At 60.8% G+C, this 19,392-nt stretch carries 13 protein-coding genes; 8 read left to right on the top strand and 5 right to left on the bottom strand.

What is annotated here, in order from left to right; genetic code table 11:
• Position 1: 1 nt before the first annotated feature.
• Both ACURWW_RS06970 and purL read right to left on the bottom strand, forming a co-directional pair.
• The gene (locus ACURWW_RS06970) at positions 2-1,108 is read right to left on the bottom strand and encodes an AI-2E family transporter (protein WP_445616078.1); all 1,107 of its coding nucleotides are present in this window, start codon (positions 1,106-1,108) and stop codon (positions 2-4) included.
• A gap of 39 nt (positions 1,109-1,147) precedes the next feature.
• Positions 1,148-5,053, bottom strand: a complete 3,906-nt coding sequence (purL, locus tag ACURWW_RS06975; protein ID WP_445616079.1) for a phosphoribosylformylglycinamidine synthase — start codon at positions 5,051-5,053, stop codon at positions 1,148-1,150.
• A 392-nt stretch (positions 5,054-5,445) separates the two neighbouring features.
• On the opposite strand from purL, the gene mltF reads away from it, so the two are divergent.
• On the top strand, positions 5,446-6,921 hold the full coding sequence (gene mltF / locus ACURWW_RS06980) for a membrane-bound lytic murein transglycosylase MltF (protein ID WP_445616080.1): 1,476 nt from the start codon (positions 5,446-5,448) through the stop codon (positions 6,919-6,921).
• Positions 6,922-6,994: 73 nt separating this feature from the next.
• On the opposite strand, the gene tadA is transcribed toward mltF, so the two are convergent.
• Positions 6,995-7,534 carry a tRNA adenosine(34) deaminase TadA gene (tadA, locus tag ACURWW_RS06985; RefSeq protein ID WP_445616081.1) on the bottom strand — a complete coding sequence of 180 codons (540 nt, stop codon included), beginning with the start codon at positions 7,532-7,534 and terminating at the stop codon, positions 6,995-6,997.
• A 144-nt stretch (positions 7,535-7,678) separates the two neighbouring features.
• Here tadA and ACURWW_RS06990 point away from each other — a divergent pair, with 144 nt between their 5' ends.
• The 4 genes from ACURWW_RS06990 (at position 7,679) to ACURWW_RS07005 (ending at position 11,022) form a co-directional block, all read left to right on the top strand.
• Positions 7,679-7,999, top strand: a complete 321-nt coding sequence (locus ACURWW_RS06990; RefSeq protein ID WP_445616082.1) for a 2Fe-2S iron-sulfur cluster-binding protein — start codon at positions 7,679-7,681, stop codon at positions 7,997-7,999.
• A gap of 297 nt (positions 8,000-8,296) precedes the next feature.
• Positions 8,297-9,730, top strand: coding sequence for an aldehyde dehydrogenase family protein (locus tag ACURWW_RS06995; protein ID WP_445616083.1), 1,434 nt, complete (start codon positions 8,297-8,299; stop codon positions 9,728-9,730).
• A 78-nt stretch (positions 9,731-9,808) separates the two neighbouring features.
• Positions 9,809-9,994, top strand: a complete 186-nt coding sequence (locus tag ACURWW_RS07000; RefSeq protein ID WP_445616084.1) for a DUF1289 domain-containing protein — start codon at positions 9,809-9,811, stop codon at positions 9,992-9,994.
• 71 nt (positions 9,995-10,065) lie between these two features.
• A complete protein-coding gene (locus ACURWW_RS07005) occupies positions 10,066-11,022 on the top strand; it encodes an AEC family transporter (RefSeq protein WP_445616085.1) in 957 nt (318 codons plus the stop codon).
• 9 nt (positions 11,023-11,031) lie between these two features.
• Here the strand turns inward: ACURWW_RS07005 and ACURWW_RS07010 are convergent, their stop codons facing one another.
• Both ACURWW_RS07010 and grxD read right to left on the bottom strand, forming a co-directional pair.
• The gene (locus ACURWW_RS07010) at positions 11,032-13,191 is read right to left on the bottom strand and encodes a protein kinase domain-containing protein (protein ID WP_445616086.1); all 2,160 of its coding nucleotides are present in this window, start codon (positions 13,189-13,191) and stop codon (positions 11,032-11,034) included.
• 415 nt (positions 13,192-13,606) lie between these two features.
• The gene (gene grxD, locus ACURWW_RS07015) at positions 13,607-13,942 is read right to left on the bottom strand and encodes a Grx4 family monothiol glutaredoxin (protein WP_445616087.1); all 336 of its coding nucleotides are present in this window, start codon (positions 13,940-13,942) and stop codon (positions 13,607-13,609) included.
• 506 nt (positions 13,943-14,448) lie between these two features.
• Between grxD and argF the strand changes: the two genes are divergently transcribed.
• The 3 genes from argF to ACURWW_RS07030 all read left to right on the top strand — a co-directional run bounded on the left by argF (position 14,449) and on the right by ACURWW_RS07030 (position 19,387).
• Positions 14,449-15,357, top strand: a complete 909-nt coding sequence (gene argF, locus ACURWW_RS07020) for an ornithine carbamoyltransferase (protein ID WP_445616088.1) — start codon at positions 14,449-14,451, stop codon at positions 15,355-15,357.
• Between the two features lie 149 nt (positions 15,358-15,506).
• Entirely contained in the window at positions 15,507-15,737 is a 231-nt protein-coding gene (csrA, locus tag ACURWW_RS07025; RefSeq protein ID WP_445616089.1) for a carbon storage regulator CsrA, read from the top strand.
• Positions 15,738-16,483: 746 nt separating this feature from the next.
• Entirely contained in the window at positions 16,484-19,387 is a 2,904-nt protein-coding gene (locus ACURWW_RS07030; RefSeq protein WP_445616090.1) for a ribonucleoside-diphosphate reductase subunit alpha, read from the top strand.
• Positions 19,388-19,392: the final 5 nt, after the last annotated feature.

Here is a 19,392-nt window from a genome sequence, read left to right on the forward strand (position 1 = left end):
CTTACTCGTCGAACTGCTCTCGAATCTGGTCTGAAACCTGCCGGGATTCGTGGGGATTGAACTCCAGGATGAACATGTGCCAGAGAGTAAAAAACAGCGCAGCGATCAGCGGTCCCACCACAAAGCCATGGATCCCAACCACCGCGAGACCGCCAAGGGTTGAAAACAGGACGATGTAGTCCGGCAGTTTGGTATCGCGCCCCACCAGGATCGGTCGCAGTATATTATCCACCGTGCCGATGACCAGAACCCCGAACAGCACCAGTACGATCGATTGGACATAGCTTCCCACGGCGAACAGATACAATGCCACGGGAACCCAGATCAAGCCGGTACCAACGGCAGGAATCAACGACGAGACCGCCATCATCGCGGCCCAGAGCAATGCCGGCTGAACGCCCAGGATCCAGAAAATAAGCCCGCCCAGAGAGCCCTGGACCAATCCCACCACCACGTTGCCCTTCACGGTCGCCCGGGTCACTTCGGAAAACTTCTTGAAGAGCAGGGTCTCGCGTCGGTCATCCAGTGGAAAGGCCACCCGGAGCCACTTGAGAATGGTGATGCCGTCGCGCAGCAGAAAGAACGCCAGATAGAGCATCAGAGCCGCACTCAGCAGGAAGGCCAGCGTGTTCTGGCCGATGTTCAGCGAGCGCTTCGCGAGGAAGTTGACTGCGGTGCTGATGGCGCTGCCGGCTTGCTCGCGCAGCTCGGCCAGGTCCACGCCCAACGAGTCCAGGCGGCTTTGCACTACCGGAAACGCACTTTGAATCCGCTCCAGGTACTTGTCCACGTTCAACTCGCCGGACTCATACTGGGCATAGAGATTGACAGCCTCATTGACCACCGAGGACAGTACCAGCAATACCGGTAGAATCACGGCCACTACAGCGATCAGCAAAGTCAGCAGGGCGGCCGCAGTGGGAAAGCGCGGCATGTGCCGGAGCAAACGCTTGTTTACCGGCATGAACAACACAGCAAGAATGGACGCCCACAGTATGGGCGCCAGAAAGGGTGACATCACCCAGACGAAGCCCGCCGACGTCGCCGCCAGCACCCACACAAAGACCCGCTTTTCCTGGATCGTGTATTCAGGTCTTGTTTCCAGCACCGCCCCTCCCCATTTCCCTCAAGGTTTCAAGCCGGCTTGCTAGCCGACAAACACGCGCGCGTTCCTGAACATCCGCATCCACGGGCCGTCTTCACCCCATTCGTCGGGATGCCAACTGTTGGTCACGGTTCGGAACACCCGCTCCGGGTGCGGCATGATGATGGTAGCCCGGCCGTCACGGCTGCACACTCCGGTCATTCCACGCGGCGATCCGTTGGGATTGGCGGGATAGTGCTCGGCCACTTGAATCCGATTATCCACGAACCGCATAGCCACCAGCCCGCTGCTATCGCACTCTTCCAGTGCCGCGCCGGACGCGAACTCCGCACGGCCTTCACCGTGGGCGATGGCCACGGGCAGATGCGACCCCGCCATGCCAGCCAGCAACACGGACGGACTCTCCTGGATCTGCACCAGTCCGAAACGGGCTTCGAATTGCTCCGACTCGTTCTTCACAAAGCGCGGCCAATGCTCCGCACCGGGAATCAACTCCTTCAGCGTGGACATCATCTGACAGCCGTTGCACACGCCCAGGCTGAATGTATCCGTTCGATGGAAAAAGCGCTCAAACTCATCCCTCAGGGTGCTGTTGAACAGCACGGTTTTGGCCCAGCCTTCGCCGGCCCCCAGCACGTCGCCGTAGGAGAAGCCACCACACACCACCAGGCCCACGAAGTCCGCCAGAGTGGCGCGGCCGCTCAAGAGATCGCTCATGTGAACGTCCACCGCAGTAAACCCGGCCCGATCGAAACAGGCCGCCATCTCTACCTGGGAGTTGACACCCTGCTCGCGCAGGATCGCAACCCGGGGGCGCTGCCCCGCGGCGATCAGGGGCGCAGCCGGATCTTCGTTGGGGTCGTAGCTCAGCTTTGCGCTCAATCCTGGGTCCTCGGCGCGGATCTGTTCAAATTCCTGGCGGGCGCTTTCCGGGTTGTCCCGCATGGCCTGCAATCGGTAACTGGTCTCGCTCCACAGGCATTCCAGTTCCGCGCGGCTGTTCTCGTAGAGCACCTCACCACCGTGTGAAATAACGAACCGCTCCTCCGTGGACACAGTGCCCAGGGCTACCAGCAGCCCTTCGATTCCCTGTGCGGCAAAGTGCGCGCGAACGCGATCCAGATCAGCAGATTTCACCTGCAGGACGCAGCCGAGCTCTTCATTGAACAGGGCAGCCAGTGCGTCCTTGGGCGCGCTGCCGATGCCGAGCCCGTCCAGTTCCACTTGCAGACCGCAGCGGCCCGCGAATGCCATTTCCGCCAGCGTGGTCAGCAGCCCACCATCGGACCGATCGTGGTAGGCGAGGAGCAGCTCGTCCTGGATGCACGCCTGCAGAGCCGTGAAGAATTTTTTCAGAACCTCCGCACTCTCCAGGTCGGGAACGGCTTCACCCATCTGCCCGCACACCTGGGCGAGAATGGATCCACCCAGGCGCTGCTGCTTCCCGGCCAGATCCACAAATATCAGCTGACTGTCGCCCCGGTCGGTCCGCAGCTGCGGAGTCAGGGTCTTGCGGACATCCTGCACCGGCGCAAAGGCTGAGATCACCACGGACATGGGAGCCGTTACGGCCTTGTCCTGCCCGTCGGCCTGCCACGCCGTGCGCATGGACATGGAGTCCTTGCCCACGGGAATGGTGATCCCCAATTGCGGACACAGCTCCATGCCGATCGCTTCCACGGTGCGATACAGCTTTTCGTCTTCCCCGGGGTGTCCGGCGGCGCACATCCAGTTGGCGGACAAACGGATGTCGCGCAGAGAGTCGATCCGCGCGGCGGCGATGTTGGTAATGGCTTCGGCGATGGCCATTCGACCCGAGGCGGGCGCGTTCAGCAGCGCGAGGGGTGTGCGCTCGCCCATGGACATGGCCTCGCCACAGTAGCTGTCGTAGGCGCTGGTAGTCACGGCACAATCGGCCACCGGCACCTGCCACGGGCCCACCATCTGGTCCCGCGCCACCATGCCGCCCACGAAGCGGTCACCAATGGTGATCAGGAACTTCTTGCTGGCAACGGTGGGATGCTGAAGAACCCGTTTGACCGCCTCTTCCATTGTGACCCCGTCCAGTTGCAGCGGCTCCACAGGCGCATAATGGCGGTTGCCTTCCCGGTGCATTTTGGGCGGCTTGCCGAACAGGACCGGCATGGGCAGGTCGATGGGCGCATTGTCGAAGTGGCTGTCCTCCACCACGATGCGTTTTTCCTCACTGGCTTGACCCACCACCGCGAAGGGGCAGCGCTCCCGTTCACAGATGGCCTGGAACACGGCCAGATTTTCCGACTTCACCGCTAACACATAACGTTCCTGGGACTCGTTGCACCACAGCTCCAGGGGGCTCATGCCCGGCTCGTCACTGGGCACCTTGCGCAGTTCGAAGCGGCCCCCGCAGCCGCCGTCCTTAACCAGTTCGGGAAAGGCGTTGGACAGGCCCCCGGCGCCCACGTCGTGAATGAAGGCGATGGGGTTGTGATCTCCCAGCTGCCAGCATTGGTCGATGACCTCCTGACAACGGCGCTCGATCTCGGGGTTCTGGCGCTGCACCGAAGCATAATCCAGGTCGGCGCTGGATGTTCCGGCGCTCATGGACGACGCCGCGCCACCCCCAAGGCCGATCAACATGGCAGGGCCACCGAGCACGACCAACTGGGTCCCGGCGGAGAAGGTGGGCTTCTCAATGTGCTCCGCCTTGATGTTCCCGTAGCCGCCGGCCAGCATGATGGGCTTGTGGTAGCCGCGGCGTTCACCGCCAAAGTCCGCCTCGAAAGCGCGGAAGTAGCCGCAGATATTGGGCCGGCCGAATTCGTTGTTGAACGCGGCTCCACCGATGGGCCCCTCCAGCATGATGTCCAGGGCACTGACGATCCGGTCGGGCTTGCCGTACTCATTTTCCCAGGGCTGTTCAAAACCGGGAATCTGCAGGTTGGAAACGGCAAAACCGGTCAGGCCCACCTTGGGTTTGGAGCCGCGACCGACCGCGCCTTCGTCCCGGATCTCGCCACCGGCACCGGTTCCCGCGCCCGGGAAGGGGGCGATGGCTGTAGGGTGGTTATGGGTCTCCACCTTCATGAGCATGTGAATGGCTTCCTGCTGGTAGCCATAGCTTCGGGTCACCGGGTCCGGATAGAAGCGGCCGGCCACATGCCCTTCCACCACGGCCGCATTGTCCGCATAGGCCGACAGCACGCCCTCCCCCCCCTGCTCATGGGTATTTTTGATCATCTGGAAGAGCGAGCGGCTCTGATCCTCACCATCGAGGGTCCAGCTCGCATTGAAGATCTTGTGGCGGCAATGTTCCGAGTTGGCCTGGGCGAACATCATCAGTTCCACATCCACCGGATTGCGACCCAGGTCCTGATAGCTTTTTACCAGATAGTCGATCTCATCCTCGGCAAGGGCGAGCCCCAGTTCACGGTTGGCTGCTTCCAGCGCTTCGCGGCCTCCCGCAAGCAGATCCACGGTATTGGCGGGCCGGGGGGCCTCGTCGCGAAACAGCTGTTCGGCCTCACTGAGTTCGTCGAAGACCGCTTCCATCATGCGGTCGTGAAGCAGCGGTGCCACTTCGCCAACGGCCTCGCCACGGCTGTACACGGTGTACAGAATGCCGCGCTCGATCCGGCCCAACATTTCGAGACCCACGTTGTGGGCGATGTCCGTTGCCTTTGAGGACCAGGGGGAGATGGTTCCAGGGCGTGGCACCACCAGGAAGCTGCGCTGGGAACGGACATCCGTCGGCGCCGAAGTGGTTTCCAGTGCGGGGCCATATTCCAGCAGTCTGGAAAGCAGGCCCTGCTGCGCCTCGTTCAGTGGTGCCGCGCCTTTTTTCATTGCGGCGAAATGAACGTATTGAGCAGAGACCGCGCTGATGGCGGAGTCCTGTGCCTGGAGGCTGGTCAGCAGCTTTTGACTGCGAAATGCGGAAAGTGCCGGAGCGCCGAGCAGGGTCAGCATAGCGGTTTGATTTCCTCGAGGTTTGTTGCGGGACGGCAGGCTGGGGAACGAGCCACGTTGGGAGGCGCCATTGTACTGGATAGCGGCAATGAAGGCAGCAGCAGGCGGCCACCACCATGGCGCTCCATTGCCGAAGCCCCGGCGCGAATACCAGCTATTAGAGTGGATTATGACGAAAACTTTCTACTCTCAAGTGCCACTTCCTCGGAACTTTGTCCTCGCGGATCGCTCTATCTGATCCATAAATTGCGCACCACGGCCGATTTTGCTCCCTCCGGCCAATCTCTACTATATTTGCACGCCAGGTGCAAGCTAGCCGATCACAAGCTCAACCTATAAAATTGCACATATCCAGACATCGCACCATCCACGTCACAGGGAAGAAGACGGCAATGGGATCAATGAAGCGAATTCATCCAGTCTTCCGATTTTTTAAACGCCTGCTGTGCAGCTGCGCGGTCCTCCTGGCCTGCAGCGTACTGGTGGGTAGCGATACGCCGAGCCTGCTGGAGAAGATCCAGGCCAGCGGCAAGCTCTATGTGCTCTCCCGCAACGGACCCACCACCTACTACGAAGGTCCCTACGGCTTCACCGGCTTCGAATACACCCTGGCACAGGCCTTTGCGAAGGAACTGGGCGTGGAGTTGGTCATCCGTGACGAGGACAATCTGGCCATTCTCCTGGACGCCCTGGGCGGCCCTAAAGCCCACATTGGCGCCTCGGGATTGACTGTGACTCATAAGCGCCAGCGAGAGCTGCTCTTCAGCCGCCCCTATCTCGAAATTACTCAACGAGTCATTTACAACCGGGATAAGCCCCAACCGGAATCCCTCGCCGACCTGGTGGGCCAGGATTTCCTGGTGATCGCCAACAGCGCGCATTCGGAACGCCTGCGGGAACTGCGCAGTGAATTTCCCGGCCTGCGCTGGCGCGAGCGCAACGACCTGGAGATGATCGATCTGGTGCAGATGGTTCACAATGGTGAGCTGGACTACGCGATTGTCGACTCCAATGCCTTCGCCATTAATCGCAATGTGTATCCCAATGTGCAGGCCGCGTTTGACCTTTCCGAACCCCAGCAACTGGCTTGGGCATTCCCCCGTTTTGCCGACACCAGCCTGTTCGATGCCGCCGAGGCGTTTTTTGCCCGGATCGAATCCAGCGGTTGGCTTGCAGAGGTAACGGACTACTATTACGGCGACGCCGACATGTTCAACCAGGGCGGCGCCATGCTGTTCGCCGAACGCATCGAAAGTCGTTTGCCGGCCTGGGAGGGCTATTTGAAAACGGCTGGAGAAGAACAGAACATTGACTGGCGCTTGCTCGCTGCAATGAGTTATCAGGAATCTCACTGGAATTCCAGGGCGCGTTCCCATACGGGCGTACGCGGCCTGATGATGCTGACCCAGGTTACCGCCAAGGAACTGGGGATTGCCAACCGGATCGACCCGGAGCAAAGCATCAAAGGCGGAGCGCGCTATTTCAAGAAGATCTACGAGCGCATTCCCGACCGGATCCAGGGTGCGGACCGGACCTGGATGGCCCTGGCCGCCTACAACGTGGGCACCGGGCACCTGGAAGACGCGCGCATCCTGACGGAGGCTCACGGCGATGACCCCGACAAGTGGTCAGACGTGCAGCGCTATTTGCCCCTGCTGGCGGAGCGGAAGTATTACCAGCACACGAAGCACGGTTACGCCCGTGGCTGGGAGCCCGTCGCTTACGTGCAGCGCATCCGCCAGTTCTACAACATCCTTCGCTGGCAGGACGAGCGCAGGCAGAAGGAACTGATTGCGGACCAGGTGGAGTACCGATTCGAGCCGGTGGAAACAATCTCCGCCAACACGCTGTTCCCCCGAGCGCTCTAAGAGCCTGCAGCCGACAATTCACGTGCAGAGGTCACTCAGGCCGCTGCTTCAGGATCAGCTCACCGGACGACGGTTACTCTGAATCGGCACCGGAGTCAGCAACTTTCCTTGCGGCTTTTCTTTCCTGTCGTCGCCGTCGAAAAAAGCGCGACATGATCTCGCTTGCCTCCGCACCGCAAAGCCCCAGTTCATAGCGCACGCGATGGTTGCACCAGGGCGCGTCCAGCAGTTGCGCCTGGCTGACGACGGCTCCGGCCTTGGGCTCGGCAGCGGCGATCACCACCCGCTCGATCCGGCTATGCACAAGAGCCCCGGCGCACATGGTGCAGGGTTCAATGGTGACATAGAGCGTACAGCCGGGAAGCCGGTAATTACCGGTGTTTCGCGCCGCGTTCCGCAGAGCCACGATCTCCGCATGGGCTGCGGGGTCGCAGGCAGAGATGGGCTGGTTCCAACCTTCCCCGAGAATCGTTCCGCCTGCGTCGACCAGCACTGCGCCCACCGGAACCTCCCCTGCCTGTGCCGCCTGCTCGGCCAGTTCCAGCGCGCGGTTCATCGCTGCCCTGTCCTTCGCGTTCCAGTCAGCGTCGGTGTCGGAGTGTTGTTCGTACATTGAGCTACCCGGAAAAATCGTACTGAATTCTTTGTGAAAAATCCGTCATGGGGCAGAATGCATCGCCGCCGCTGACATAGTTTGCCTCGTCCCGGTCAAATCCCTATGATTGCAGCCGCCAGGCAATTCGATAATGAGGACTCCATGCCCAAGGTAACCTACTTCTCTCCCAACGGCGATCAACAGGACGTGGATGTCCCGGTCGGCAACAGCGTAATGGAAGGCGCGATCGACAATATGATCGATGGCATTCTCGCAGAGTGCGGCGGCGCCTGCACCTGTGGCACCTGCCATGTATATGTGGACGAGCAATGGCTCAGCAAAGTCGGCGAAGCAGGCGATTTCGAAAAGGACCTGCTGGAGGTTGTCATCGACCCCGAGCCCAACAGTCGACTCTCCTGTCAGATTGAAGTGACCGAAGAGCTGGACGGCCTGGTGGTCCGCATCCCCAAGGCCCAGATTTAACAGCCTGCAGCGCTTTCTGGCACAGCTGGCAGCCCGCTCGCGCATGGCGCCGGCCAAGCCTGAGGTCAATTGACAATTCCCTCGTGCTGGGGGTACCTTGTTTGCCTGCTTTCAGCTCTGTGCAACAGCCGGAGCCACACTGCGCTGCTCATCACCGCCCTCTCTCCCATGAGGCATGCAGGCAGGCGGTGAAGATCGACTCGGCACGAGCAGGCGCTGAAGTCACAGGCAGCTCCCGCCCCAGCGCCACAACAGATCGTGTTTTTAATTCCCGCTAATCAACCTCTGGAGAACCACGTGAAAGAGCTTACAAAATTTTACATCAACGGCGAGTGGGTCGACCCGGTCGATCAGCGCCAGATCGAAGTAATCAATCCCGCCACCGAACAGCCCGTCGCCAAAATTTCCATGGCTGGCGCTGAAGACGTCAATCGCGCAGTGGCGGCCGCCAAGGCTGCATTCCCGGGCTTTTCCGCAACCAGCCGCGATGAACGACTCGCTCTGCTGAACAAGCTGGCGGAAGTGTACAAGGAACGTTACAACGACATGGCGGAAGCAATCACCCTGGAAATGGGCGCGCCTGTGGCATTGTCCCAGAAAGCACAAGCGGCCACCGGCCTCGGTCACATCACCACCGCTGCGGAAGTTCTGAAGACTTACGAATTCGAAGAAGACCTGGGCACCACTCATGTGTTCAAGGAAGCCATCGGGGTGTGCGGCATGATTACGCCCTGGAACTGGCCCATCAACCAGATCATGTGCAAGGTCGCGCCGGCACTGGCGACGGGTTGCACCATTATCCTCAAGCCCAGCCAGGTTGCACCGCTGGACGCCTACGTGCTGGCCGAGATGATCGACGCCGCCGGCTATCCTCCGGGCGTTTTCAACCTGGTGAACGGTTCGGGTCCCCAGGTTGGCGAGTGGCTGTCCTCGCATCCGGATGTGGACATGATCTCCCTGACAGGCTCCACTTATGCGGGTGCACAGGTTTCCAAGCACGCGGCGGACACCATCAAGCGCGTTTCACTGGAACTGGGCGGAAAGTCGGCCAACATCATCCTCGATGACGCGGATCTGGAAAAGGCCGTAAAGATGGGTGTGATGAGCTGCTTCAACAACACGGGTCAGAGCTGCAACGCCCCGACCCGCATGCTGGTTCCCGCTGACAAACACGACCAGGTGGTGGAGATCGCCAAAGCGGTCGCCGAAAAAGTCGTGGTGGGCGCACCGGACGACCCCAGCACCGTTATCGGCCCCCAGGCGAACCGAAAACAGTGGGAAACAGTTCAGAAGCTGATCCAGAAAGCCGTCGACGAAGGTTGCCAGCTGGTTTGCGGCGGCACCGGAAAACCGGAAGGCCTGGACACCGGCTTCTATACCAAGCCGACGATTTTTGCGAACCTCAAGAACAGCGACACCATCGCTCAGGAAGAGGTATTTGGTCCGGTGCTGGCCATCATTCCCTACCAGGATGAGGAAGATGCGATCCGCATCGCCAACGACAGCATTTACGGCCTGTCCGGCTATGTGCAGTCCGGTGATCTGGAAAGGGCCCGCCGGGTCGCTTCCCGCATGCGGACCGGCATGGTGCACATCAACGGCGCGCCGGTGGATGTACGCGCTCCCTTTGGCGGTTACAAGCAATCAGGAAACGGTCGCGAGTGGGGTGCCCACGGCTTTGACGAATTCCTGGAAATAAAGGCTGTAATGGGCTACGAAGCCCGCAAGTAACAGTCGATGCACCATCGAAAGGCCATCTGCGGATGGCCTTTTTTATGTCACTCTCCGTCACTCTCCAATGTACTTCCCATGGACGAACCCCGCTCTCCCTGCATTTCGGTCTGCGCCCTCGACGCAGAGGATCTCTGTATCGGCTGTTATCGCAGTGCTGGGGAAATCGCCCGCTGGTCACAATTGACGGCGAAAGAAAAACAGGAAGTACTGGAAAATGCGGCGACCCGTCGGGGGCGCAAGCATTCGGTTCGGCTGGATTGAACATTGGGATGCAGACCGCCCTGCGGGCCCACCCGAGCGGTTGAAGTAGCTTCAAGCTGGAACTGCAGTTGATGACATCCTATCTCGCCACCCTGAACTTTGCCCTGGGCATTACCGCGCCGATTTTCTTGCTGGTGGTCCTGGGGATTGTGCTCAAACGCTTGCAGGTCATCAACGAGGGGTTCATCACCTCAGCCTCCTGGCTGGTCTTCTCGGTGGGACTTCCCACCCTCCTCTTCATCAGCATCATCAAAACCCACTTCGATCAGGTACTCAATCTCCGCTTGCTGGGGGTGGGCGTGCTGGCAACGGTCGCGGTTTTCGTTGTTCTGCAGCTCGCCTCTCGGGTGCTGGTACGGGAACGGGATGAACGGGGCATTTTCGTACAGGGCTCGTTCCGCGGCAACATGGGTATCATCGGTCTCGCATTCTGCGCGAACGCCTATGGCGAGGAGGGGCTCGCCATCGCGTCCATCTACATGGCCGTGCTCACCATTTTGTACAACGTATTGTCCGTGTACATCCTCACCCGGACCCTGGCTGCTGGCAGTGAGGCGATGCTGAAAAAAATCGCCTGGAACATTGGCAAAAATCCGATCGTCATTTCCATCGTGTTTGCGCTTCTTTGGTCCTATCTGGGGATTGGTCTTCACCCGGTGCTGATGCAGTCCGGAGAGTACCTCAGCGCCATGACTCTGCCTTTGGCCCTGCTCTGTATCGGCGGCAGTATCAGCCTCAGGGAACTGCGCCTGGCCTCGAATGTGCCGGTGCTGACGGTGATCGCGAAGCTGGTGCTGGTGCCGGCGGCGACGGTGCTGATCGCCTATCCGTTTGGTTTTACCGCGATGGAATTGGGTGTGGTGTTCCTGATGGCCGCCACCCCGACCGCCACGGCCAGTTACATCATGGTGCATGCCATGGGCGGCAAGGGAAGCATGGCAGCCAATATCGTCGCGCTGTCCACGTTGGCTTCCGTTCTGAGCGTCAGTGGCGGCATCGTCATCCTGAAAGCAATGAATCTGATTTGATGCAGTGGCTCATTGTGGTCCCGAGACCTCCGAGCGCCCTGCCTGCAACTCCGACAGCTGTGCGCGCTCCAGGGCATCCTCCAGACTCTGAAACCGACGACTCTCGGGGAAAGCCTCTCGTGCGCGAATGAGAACCTCCCGCGCCCGATCAAACTGGTTGCGATTGATAAAGGTTTCGCTGCTGCGAATCAGTTCGCGCTCGATGCGAGCGATCCCAAGCCTGGCTTCGTCGCTGCCCGGGTCCAGGTCCTGCAGCCGCAAGTAATAGTCGAACGCACTGCTGCCGGCTGGGGTCAGGTAGTTTTCCGCCGTCATCTGCCGCCGCGCTGCAACTCTGACGCTTTCCAGTTCGCCGTCGCCTTCCTCGCCCGCTACGATGGACAACAACCCCTCGTGCTTCCCATCCACACGCAAGCCTCGCAACGCTAACTCGATCGCCCACTGGTGATTGCCGGACCGGAGGCTGGCTTGGGCCAGTTCCAGATAGCGTTCGGGAATTCTCCGAAGGCCCGCACGCGCCTGGGGATTGTCGGGGTCCAGATCCAGCGCGCGCCCATAGAGCTGGTAGGCGTTTTCATGGCGAGGTTCGGTCAACTTGTCCTCGGCTAACAATGCGTCGCCCTGCTCCACCAGCCTGGCGGCGCGTTTCATTCCTGTTGCCCGCTCCTTCAGTTGCTCGGAGATCGCATCCGGATGGCCCGCAAACGTGTTCTCAAAAATTTTCAGAACCTGTTCCGCCCGGGCTACATTTCTCCCCTCCAGGGCGCGGTTGATGTGCTGGTGAAGACGATCGGCCAAGCGGGAAAGGGCCAGCTCGGCATCCGCCGAATCGCCGCGCCGATACGCTTCGGCGAGGCGCGGGGCAAGAGACAAATCCCGATCCAACTGCGTCCACAGCTGCCGGACTTCCGACGAGGAGAGGGCCTTGTTCGCGCTTGCCGCTTCCGCAGCTTCGGCCGGATGTTCCGCGCCCGAGCTAGATCCCCGCACCGGGGTGGGGGTCGGGTCCGGCGCTGGCACTTCGGACCCGGGGCTCGCCTTGGCGGGAAGCGTCTCACGCGGCCCCGGGTCGGCTACTCCGCGCAACTCTCCCGTTCGACTGACCAGGCGATCCACCACTTGGGAAATTTCGGGCGGAAGGTGCACGGCAAACCGGGTGAGCGCGACCATGCCCAGCACCAACATCGCCGCAGCCAGCCACGGCCAGAACACACCAATCGCCGAACGCCCGCGGCGTGGCCGTTCGTGTCCGCTGCCAGCGGCTGCCGCCACCCTGGGCTGGCCCTCGGATACCGGCGCAGGAATTTCTTGCGCGGTGGATTCGCCCTCACCGGCTTCCACAGCATTCTCGAGGGAAGCCGCAGCCCGTTCGTGGGGCGTCGGGCCATCGGTTAGACCCCGTCGCCGGGCAGCCTCGTAATGGCGGACCGCCAGCTCAATGGCTTCCATGTCTTCGTCGGTGATCTGACCGATCGCCGCAATCAGCTCGGCCCCGCTCTGCAAGCGCTGGTCCGGGTCCGGCGCCAGGGTACGATCGACGATGGATTGAAAAATGCGAAGATGACCTGGCAATCGCGGGATCGCGCCGCCTTTAACGTCCTGTGCGCCCTCTTCGTCACTTGTCGGTGGGAACTGGCCGGTGAGGAGCAGAAAGAAGAGGACGCCGAGACTGTAGATGTCCGAGCGGGAGTCTGCGGCGCCGTCGCCGATCAGGGAATCGAGGCCGAAATCCAGGACCACCGCCCGACCGTCGCCTGCCCGCACCATGACGTTTTCCGGACTCAGATTCCCATGAAACACCCCCTGGCGGGCAGCGTAGTCCAGAGCGCCGGCAACCTCCCGAAGGATTTGCAGGGTTTGCTGGGGCGCGAAGCTTTGCCTCGCTTCCATCAGATCCCTTCCGCGCACATGCTCGATCGCCAGATAGGCTCGTTGCTGATGCACGCCCGCATCATAAACCGGTGCGATGTTGGGATGCCGCAGCTCGCTCACCGCTCTCGCGTGATGAAAAAAACGTGTGCTGAATGCCCTGCCGTCGCCGTGCCTGGAGCGAAGAAGTTTGAGCGCCACTTGCCGCCCGGAACTCTCGTGCACCGCGAGAAAGACACTCGCCACAGTGCTCTTGCCGAGGGGCCGAACTATCCTGTAACCGGGAACTTCGATCACCATCACCTCTTCCCCGTCGTCCGTTCCGCTTTGAGGTTCTGCCGCTCCGGGGTTCTTTGACAGGATCAGCCCCGGAACAGGACGAGTTTTGACCGCAAGGCCCGTCCGGGGTTTAGCCGACTGCCGAAAAACGTGAAGAGAAGCCCGATACAAGGGACCATCAAGCGCTCACGCGCCGGCTGGCTGAACCCGGCGTGAACCGCCGATACTAAATCGACCGGATGCGGCGCGAGCGCTCATGGGGTTGCGGGACCTGCGGATAGCGGGAGTCCGATGTGGATAGCGGGAGTCCGATGTGGATAGCGGGAGAGAGGAGAGAAGATAAATCCGGCGGGAGCCGGCCGGGCAGTGGGCGCACCGGCCGAGTCATTCACACGAGCGTTCGGGGAGTTGAACGCACGGGCTTCTTAAAACGGACTCAACCGTCCTGGGCTTCGTCGGTCTTCACAGCCTCATCGATCAAGGGCTTGAGTTCGCCCTTCTCGTGCATTTCCGTGATGATGTCGCAGCCGCCAATCAGCTCACCGTTCACCCAGAGCTGAGGGAAGGTGGGCCAGTTCCCGTATTGCGGCAAAGTGGCCCGAATCTCGGGGTTGGCCAGAACATCCACGTAGGCGAACCGCTGCCCGCAAGCCATCAGCGCCTGAGATGTGCGCATGGAAAAGCCGCACTGCGGAGCACTGGGGGAACCTTTCATGTAGAGAATGACTTTGTTTTCGGCGATCTGCTGCTTGATGGTTTCAAGAGTATCCATGGATTGAGCTTTACCTCGCATCATCTGTCACCCCGACCTCAATGGGCCGCGGGCTGAAATTTGCACCGTGTGGGCACTTGGATTGGTTTCGGACCCTGTGGATTCCGGCTCCAGCAGGAATGTGAGCTGATTTGAAGCCGGGCAATAACCGAGTCCAGCACTCGGGATTTGTTGCATTCTAACTCAGGGTGGCTGCGGTTTAAATGGAAACTGCTGGCCGCGGACCCATACCGCCCATCGGGCCCCGCCGTGGTCCAATTGCCAAGCCCCTGGTTTACTTACAATTGCCAAGCCCCTGGTTTACTTATAATATTTACGGTTTTTACAATTTCACTGACAGGCAGCCCGGGCTGCCTGTTTTGTTTCTGCTCCCGCGCACCTTCCAGGCTCCGCGGTCACGAGCTCGAGCCAAGCCCCGGGCGTGCAGAGCAGATACTGTTGCAAACGAAATTGATCGGGTGGTGTTTTCGCCCCTTCACACGGATCCACACGCGAGAGTAAACACCATGGCCAGCCGACACCTTTTGACACTTACGGACTTGAGCACCAGCGAGCTCCGACAACTGATCGACCGAGGCATTGAGCTCAAGGAGCTTCACCGTGCGGGCAAGGACCCACAGTGCATGAAAGGCAAGGTTCTGGGGATGATCTTCGAAAAGTCATCCACCCGAACCCGGGTGTCATTTGAAGCCGGGATGGCTCACCTGGGCGGCCAATCCATTTTTCTCTCCCCGCGCGATACGCAACTGGGACGAGGCGAACCGATCGAAGACTCCGCCCGCGTGCTCTCGCGCATGGTGGACGTGGTCATGATCCGCACCTTCGCGCACGAGATCGTGGAGCGTTTCGCCCGCCATTCCCGGGTGCCGGTCATCAATGGGCTCACCGACGAGTTCCACCCCTGTCAGCTGCTGGCGGACCTGCAGACTTTCGTGGAGCACCGAGGCGATCCCCAGGGCAAAGTGGTGACCTGGGTTGGCGATGGCAACAACATGTGCCACTCCTACATTAACGCCGCCCGCCTGTGGGACTTCGAGCTGCGCATTGCCTGCCCTCCCGGCTTCGAGCCCGACGCAGCTCTGGTGGACGCAAACCGCGACCGGGTCACTGTATTCCGGGACCCTCGGGAAGCCATCCGCGGCGCCCACTGGGTCAGCACCGACGTATGGGCATCCATGGGTCAGGAGGAAGAACAGCAGGCGCGGCTGCAGAAATTTTCCGGGTTCCAGGTGAACCACGAGTTGATGGCCCTCGCACATGCCGACGCCATCTTCATGCACTGCCTGCCCGCCCACCGGGGAGAAGAGGTCTCGGCTGAACTCCTCGAGGATACCGGCGCATCCGTCGTCTGGGACGAAGCGGAGAATCGACTGCACGCGCAAAAGGCGTTGCTGGAATTTTTGATGGCACAGTAGGCGGGCGACCCATCCCCTCCGGCGGGTCGCAAACGCCAACCGGTTCTCATTTGCCGGTTAAAATTTCCTCTCTCTCTGGCACAGGCCTCCCCCTCGAATATACTGCCGGGCACGAGTTTGAACTGATCACCACGATGGGGGAAGCCGCCGTGCTCATTCTCAGTCGCCGCAAAGGCGAATCTTTCATGATAGGGGACGACATCAAAATCACTGTGCTGTCGCAGCGCAGTAACCAGGTGCGGATCGGAATCGACGCCCCCCGGTCCATGCCTGTCCACCGGGAGGAAGTGCTCCGCCGCGGAGACAACACGTCCTCACAACCCGCCCAAGATACCACCTCAGAGTCCACGGAAGACGCTCTCGCGGACCTGAACGAATAACCTCATCCCCGGGCCAGAATCAAGCGACATATCCGGCCCGGGCCACTATGCCAAAATAATCTAATTTCCGCTCTCGACGGCCCCGGGCGCGTCGATCTGCGCCTTGTCGCGCACGGGCGATTAGCGCCCACTGACCCCGCTCCTTACCCACATTTTATCCACAAGATATCAGGGCCGTTATGGCCTTGCATTCAACGGCTAACCGCATTATCTTGTAGCGCAAATCGGCTGCACCCCCATATATTGGGTTTTCCGCTCCAGCTACCCCGCTTCCAGGGGTGCAGCGGACCTGCAGCCCGGTGGGCCCCTCCGGGGAGCCCGCCCGACGGCATAGCGACACGGAAAGAGAGCGCCACTGCCTCCAGTTCGGACGGTGGTCTGCGAGCTAAGAGTGAAATAAAAGCCATCAGGACAGCTATATGCCCGGTACCACCAGGACATAGATCGAAATTTCAATTCCCTAGGGTCGGTGCGTTTTGGCAGCGGCCCTTTTAGTTTCGGATGGCCGATGCCGTCCGATCAGCACCTACATCAAATGACAATTTGTACCCGGCCGGCCGTCCGACTCGGCCAGCCGAGCCAGAAGGCAGGCCCGCCGTTCCGCCGGCTATCACAGCCGGACACTGGAACGTACCGGCTTCTGGATTTTCGCGCAGCGTCCGCAAGGATGCCGCGCACAGAGGAAAGAAAGCCCATAAGCACGCTCGCGTGCAAGAAAAGCAACCCCGCTTAATTCGGAGACGTCGATGTATACCGATCAGACCATAGAAGGCAGTGCAGAGCCTGGTTCAGCCACTCTGTCCGGCGAGGACAGCGCTGTATCCGCCACGGCGCCAGGAAGGATTCGCGTCATCAAGCGCAACGGTACCGTAGTGCCCTACGAGGACAGCAAGATCGCCGTTGCGGTGACCAAGGCGTTTCTGGCCGTTGAGGGCGGTACCGCTGCCGCTTCCAGCCGCATTCACGAGACCGTTGAGAATATCACCGGGCAGATCAGCGCGACCTTTAAGCGCCGCATGCCGTCCGGCGGAACCATCCACATCGAAGAGATCCAGGACCAGGTGGAACTGGCTCTGATGCGCTCCGGTGAGCACAAGGTGGCCCGGGACTATGTTCTGTATCGCGAGCAGCGGGCGCGCATCCGCGCAGAGAAGGCGAAGCAGGAAGCCACCGACAGCAACCTGCCGCGCATCAACGTCACCATGGACGACGGTTCGGTCCAGCCCCTGGATATGGGCCGCATCGAAGTCATCGTCAATGAGGCCTGCGCGGGCCTGAAGGATGTGGAGCCCCAGGCGATTCTCAACGAGGCCCTGCGCAACCTTTATGATGGCGTCTCCATAGCGGACGTGAACACCTCTCTGGTGATCACCGCGCGCACCCTGGTGGAGAAGGAACCCAACTACTCCTACGCCACCGCCCGCCTGTTGCTGGACAAGCTGCGCGCCGAAGCCCTCGGCTTCCTCGGCATCGCCGAGTCCGCAACTCAGGCGGACATGCATACCCTGTACGCTAAAGCCCTGCCCGCCTACATCCGCCGGGGGGTCGAGCTGGAACTTCTGTCTCCGGAGCTCCTGCAGTACGACATGGACAAGCTGGGCCAGGCCCTGGATGCAAGCCGGGATCTGCAGTTCACCTATCTGGGGCTGCAAACCCTGTACGACCGCTACTTCATTCACAGCGACGATATCCGTTTCGAACTGCCGCAGGTCTTCTTCATGCGCGTGGCCATGGGCCTCGCCGCCGAGGAGGCTGACAGGGAAGCGCGGGCCATCGAGTTCTACAGACTCCTGTCCTCCTTCGATTACATGAGTTCAACACCGACCCTGTTCAACGCCGGCACCCTGCGCCCGCAGTTGTCCTCCTGTTACCTCACCACCGTGCCCGATGACCTGCACGGCATCTACGGGGCGATTCAGGACAACGCCATGCTTTCCAAGTGGGCGGGTGGCCTCGGCAACGACTGGACGCCGGTACGGGGCCTGGGTTCCTACATCAAGGGCACCAACGGCAAGTCCCAGGGCGTGGTTCCCTTCCTGAAGGTGGCAAACGATACCGCCGTGGCCGTAAACCAGGGTGGCAAGCGCAAGGGTGCGGTTTGCGCCTACCTGGAATCCTGGCACATCGACATCGAGGAGTTCCTCGAACTGCGGAAGAACACCGGTGACGACCGACGCCGCACCCACGACATGAACACCGCCAACTGGGTTCCTGATCTGTTCATGAAGCGCGTTTTCGAAGACAAGGAATGGACGCTCTTCTCACCGAGCAGCGCGCCGGACCTGCACGACCTTTATGGTCAGGCCTTCGAGCGCCGCTACGAGGAGTACGAGCAACTTGCCGCCCAGGGCAAGATCAAGCCCTTCAAGAAAGTGCGCGCGGTGGACCTGTGGCGCAAGATGCTGGGCATGCTCTTTGAAACCGGCCACCCCTGGATCACCTTCAAGGACAGCTGCAACCTGCGCAGCCCCCAGCAGCACGTGGGCGTGGTGCATTCCTCCAACCTGTGTACCGAGATTACCCTCAACACCAAGGCCAACGAGGAAATCGCGGTGTGCAACCTGGGTTCCGTGAACCTGGCCCAGCACGTCGAGAACGGTCAGCTGAACCGGGCGAAGCTCCAGCAGACCATCAAAACCGCGATTCGCATGCTCGATAACGTAATCGACATTAACTACTACTCGGTTCCGGAGGCTCGCACCTCCAACCTGCGGCACCGGCCCATTGGCCTCGGCCTGATGGGCTTTCAGGATGCCCTGTACCGCATGCGCATCGCCTACGGCTCGGACGAAGCGGTGAAGTTCGCCGACGAATCCATGGAGGCGATCAGCTACTACGCCATCAGCTCTTCCAGCGAACTGGCGGCCGAGCGTGGCAGCTACTCCAGCTTCGAGGGCTCCCTGTGGAGCAAGGGCATTCTGCCGATCGACTCGCTTGAGCAACTGGTGCAGGCGCGAGGCGCCAAGTTTGTCGAAGTGGACCGCAGCGAGACTCTCGACTGGAACACCCTGCGCGAAACGGTAAAAGCCCAGGGCATGCGTAACTCCAACGTGATGGCCATCGCGCCCACCGCGACCATCGCCAACATCACCGGCGTATCCCAGTCCATCGAGCCCACGTATCAGAACCTCTACGTGAAATCGAACCTGTCCGGCGAGTTCACCGTGGTCAACCCTTACCTGGTTCACGACCTGAAGGACCGCGGCCTCTGGGACAACGTCATGGTCAACGACCTGAAGTACTACGAGGGATCGGTGCAGCGCATCGAGCGCATTCCGGCCGATTTGAAGGCCCTCTATGCCACGGCTTTCGAAGTGGAGCCGCGCTGGATCGTGGAGGCAGCAAGCCGCCGGCAGAAGTGGATCGATCAGGCCCAGAGCCTGAACCTCTACATCGCCGGCGCCAATGGCAAGAAGCTGGACGTGACCTATCGCATGGCCTGGTTCCGGGGTCTGAAGACCACCTACTACCTGCGCGCACTGGCAGCGACCTCGACGGAGAAATCCACCGTCGACACGGGCACGCTGAACGCGGTCTCCGCGTCCGCCAGCAACGGGGCCGCAAGCAACGGTGCTGCGGCCGCCGCGCAACCGGCTGAAGTGCCCAAGGCCTGCTCCCTGGACGATCCGGATTGCGAGGCTTGCCAATAGGGCAA

It is taken from the genome of Gilvimarinus sp. F26214L (genome assembly GCF_054401055.1).

Bases quoted from the DNA above. Each gene is read 5' to 3' on its own strand.
- tadA (WP_445616081.1), bottom strand. From the start codon at position 7,534: ATGTACGAACAACACTCCGACACCGACGCTGACTGGAACGCGAAGGAC.
- ACURWW_RS06990 (WP_445616082.1), top strand. From the start codon at position 7,679: ATGCCCAAGGTAACCTACTTCTCTCCCAACGGCGATCAACAGGACGTG.
- mltF (WP_445616080.1), top strand. From the start codon at position 5,446: ATGGGATCAATGAAGCGAATTCATCCAGTCTTCCGATTTTTTAAACGC.
- grxD (WP_445616087.1), bottom strand. From the start codon at position 13,942: ATGGATACTCTTGAAACCATCAAGCAGCAGATCGCCGAAAACAAAGTC.
- ACURWW_RS07010 (WP_445616086.1), bottom strand. From the start codon at position 13,191: ATGGTGATCGAAGTTCCCGGTTACAGGATAGTTCGGCCCCTCGGCAAG.
- ACURWW_RS07000 (WP_445616084.1), top strand. From the start codon at position 9,809: ATGGACGAACCCCGCTCTCCCTGCATTTCGGTCTGCGCCCTCGACGCA.
- purL (WP_445616079.1), bottom strand. From the start codon at position 5,053: ATGCTGACCCTGCTCGGCGCTCCGGCACTTTCCGCATTTCGCAGTCAA.
- argF (WP_445616088.1), top strand. From the start codon at position 14,449: ATGGCCAGCCGACACCTTTTGACACTTACGGACTTGAGCACCAGCGAG.
- ACURWW_RS07005 (WP_445616085.1), top strand. From the start codon at position 10,066: ATGACATCCTATCTCGCCACCCTGAACTTTGCCCTGGGCATTACCGCG.
- ACURWW_RS07030 (WP_445616090.1), top strand. From the start codon at position 16,484: ATGTATACCGATCAGACCATAGAAGGCAGTGCAGAGCCTGGTTCAGCC.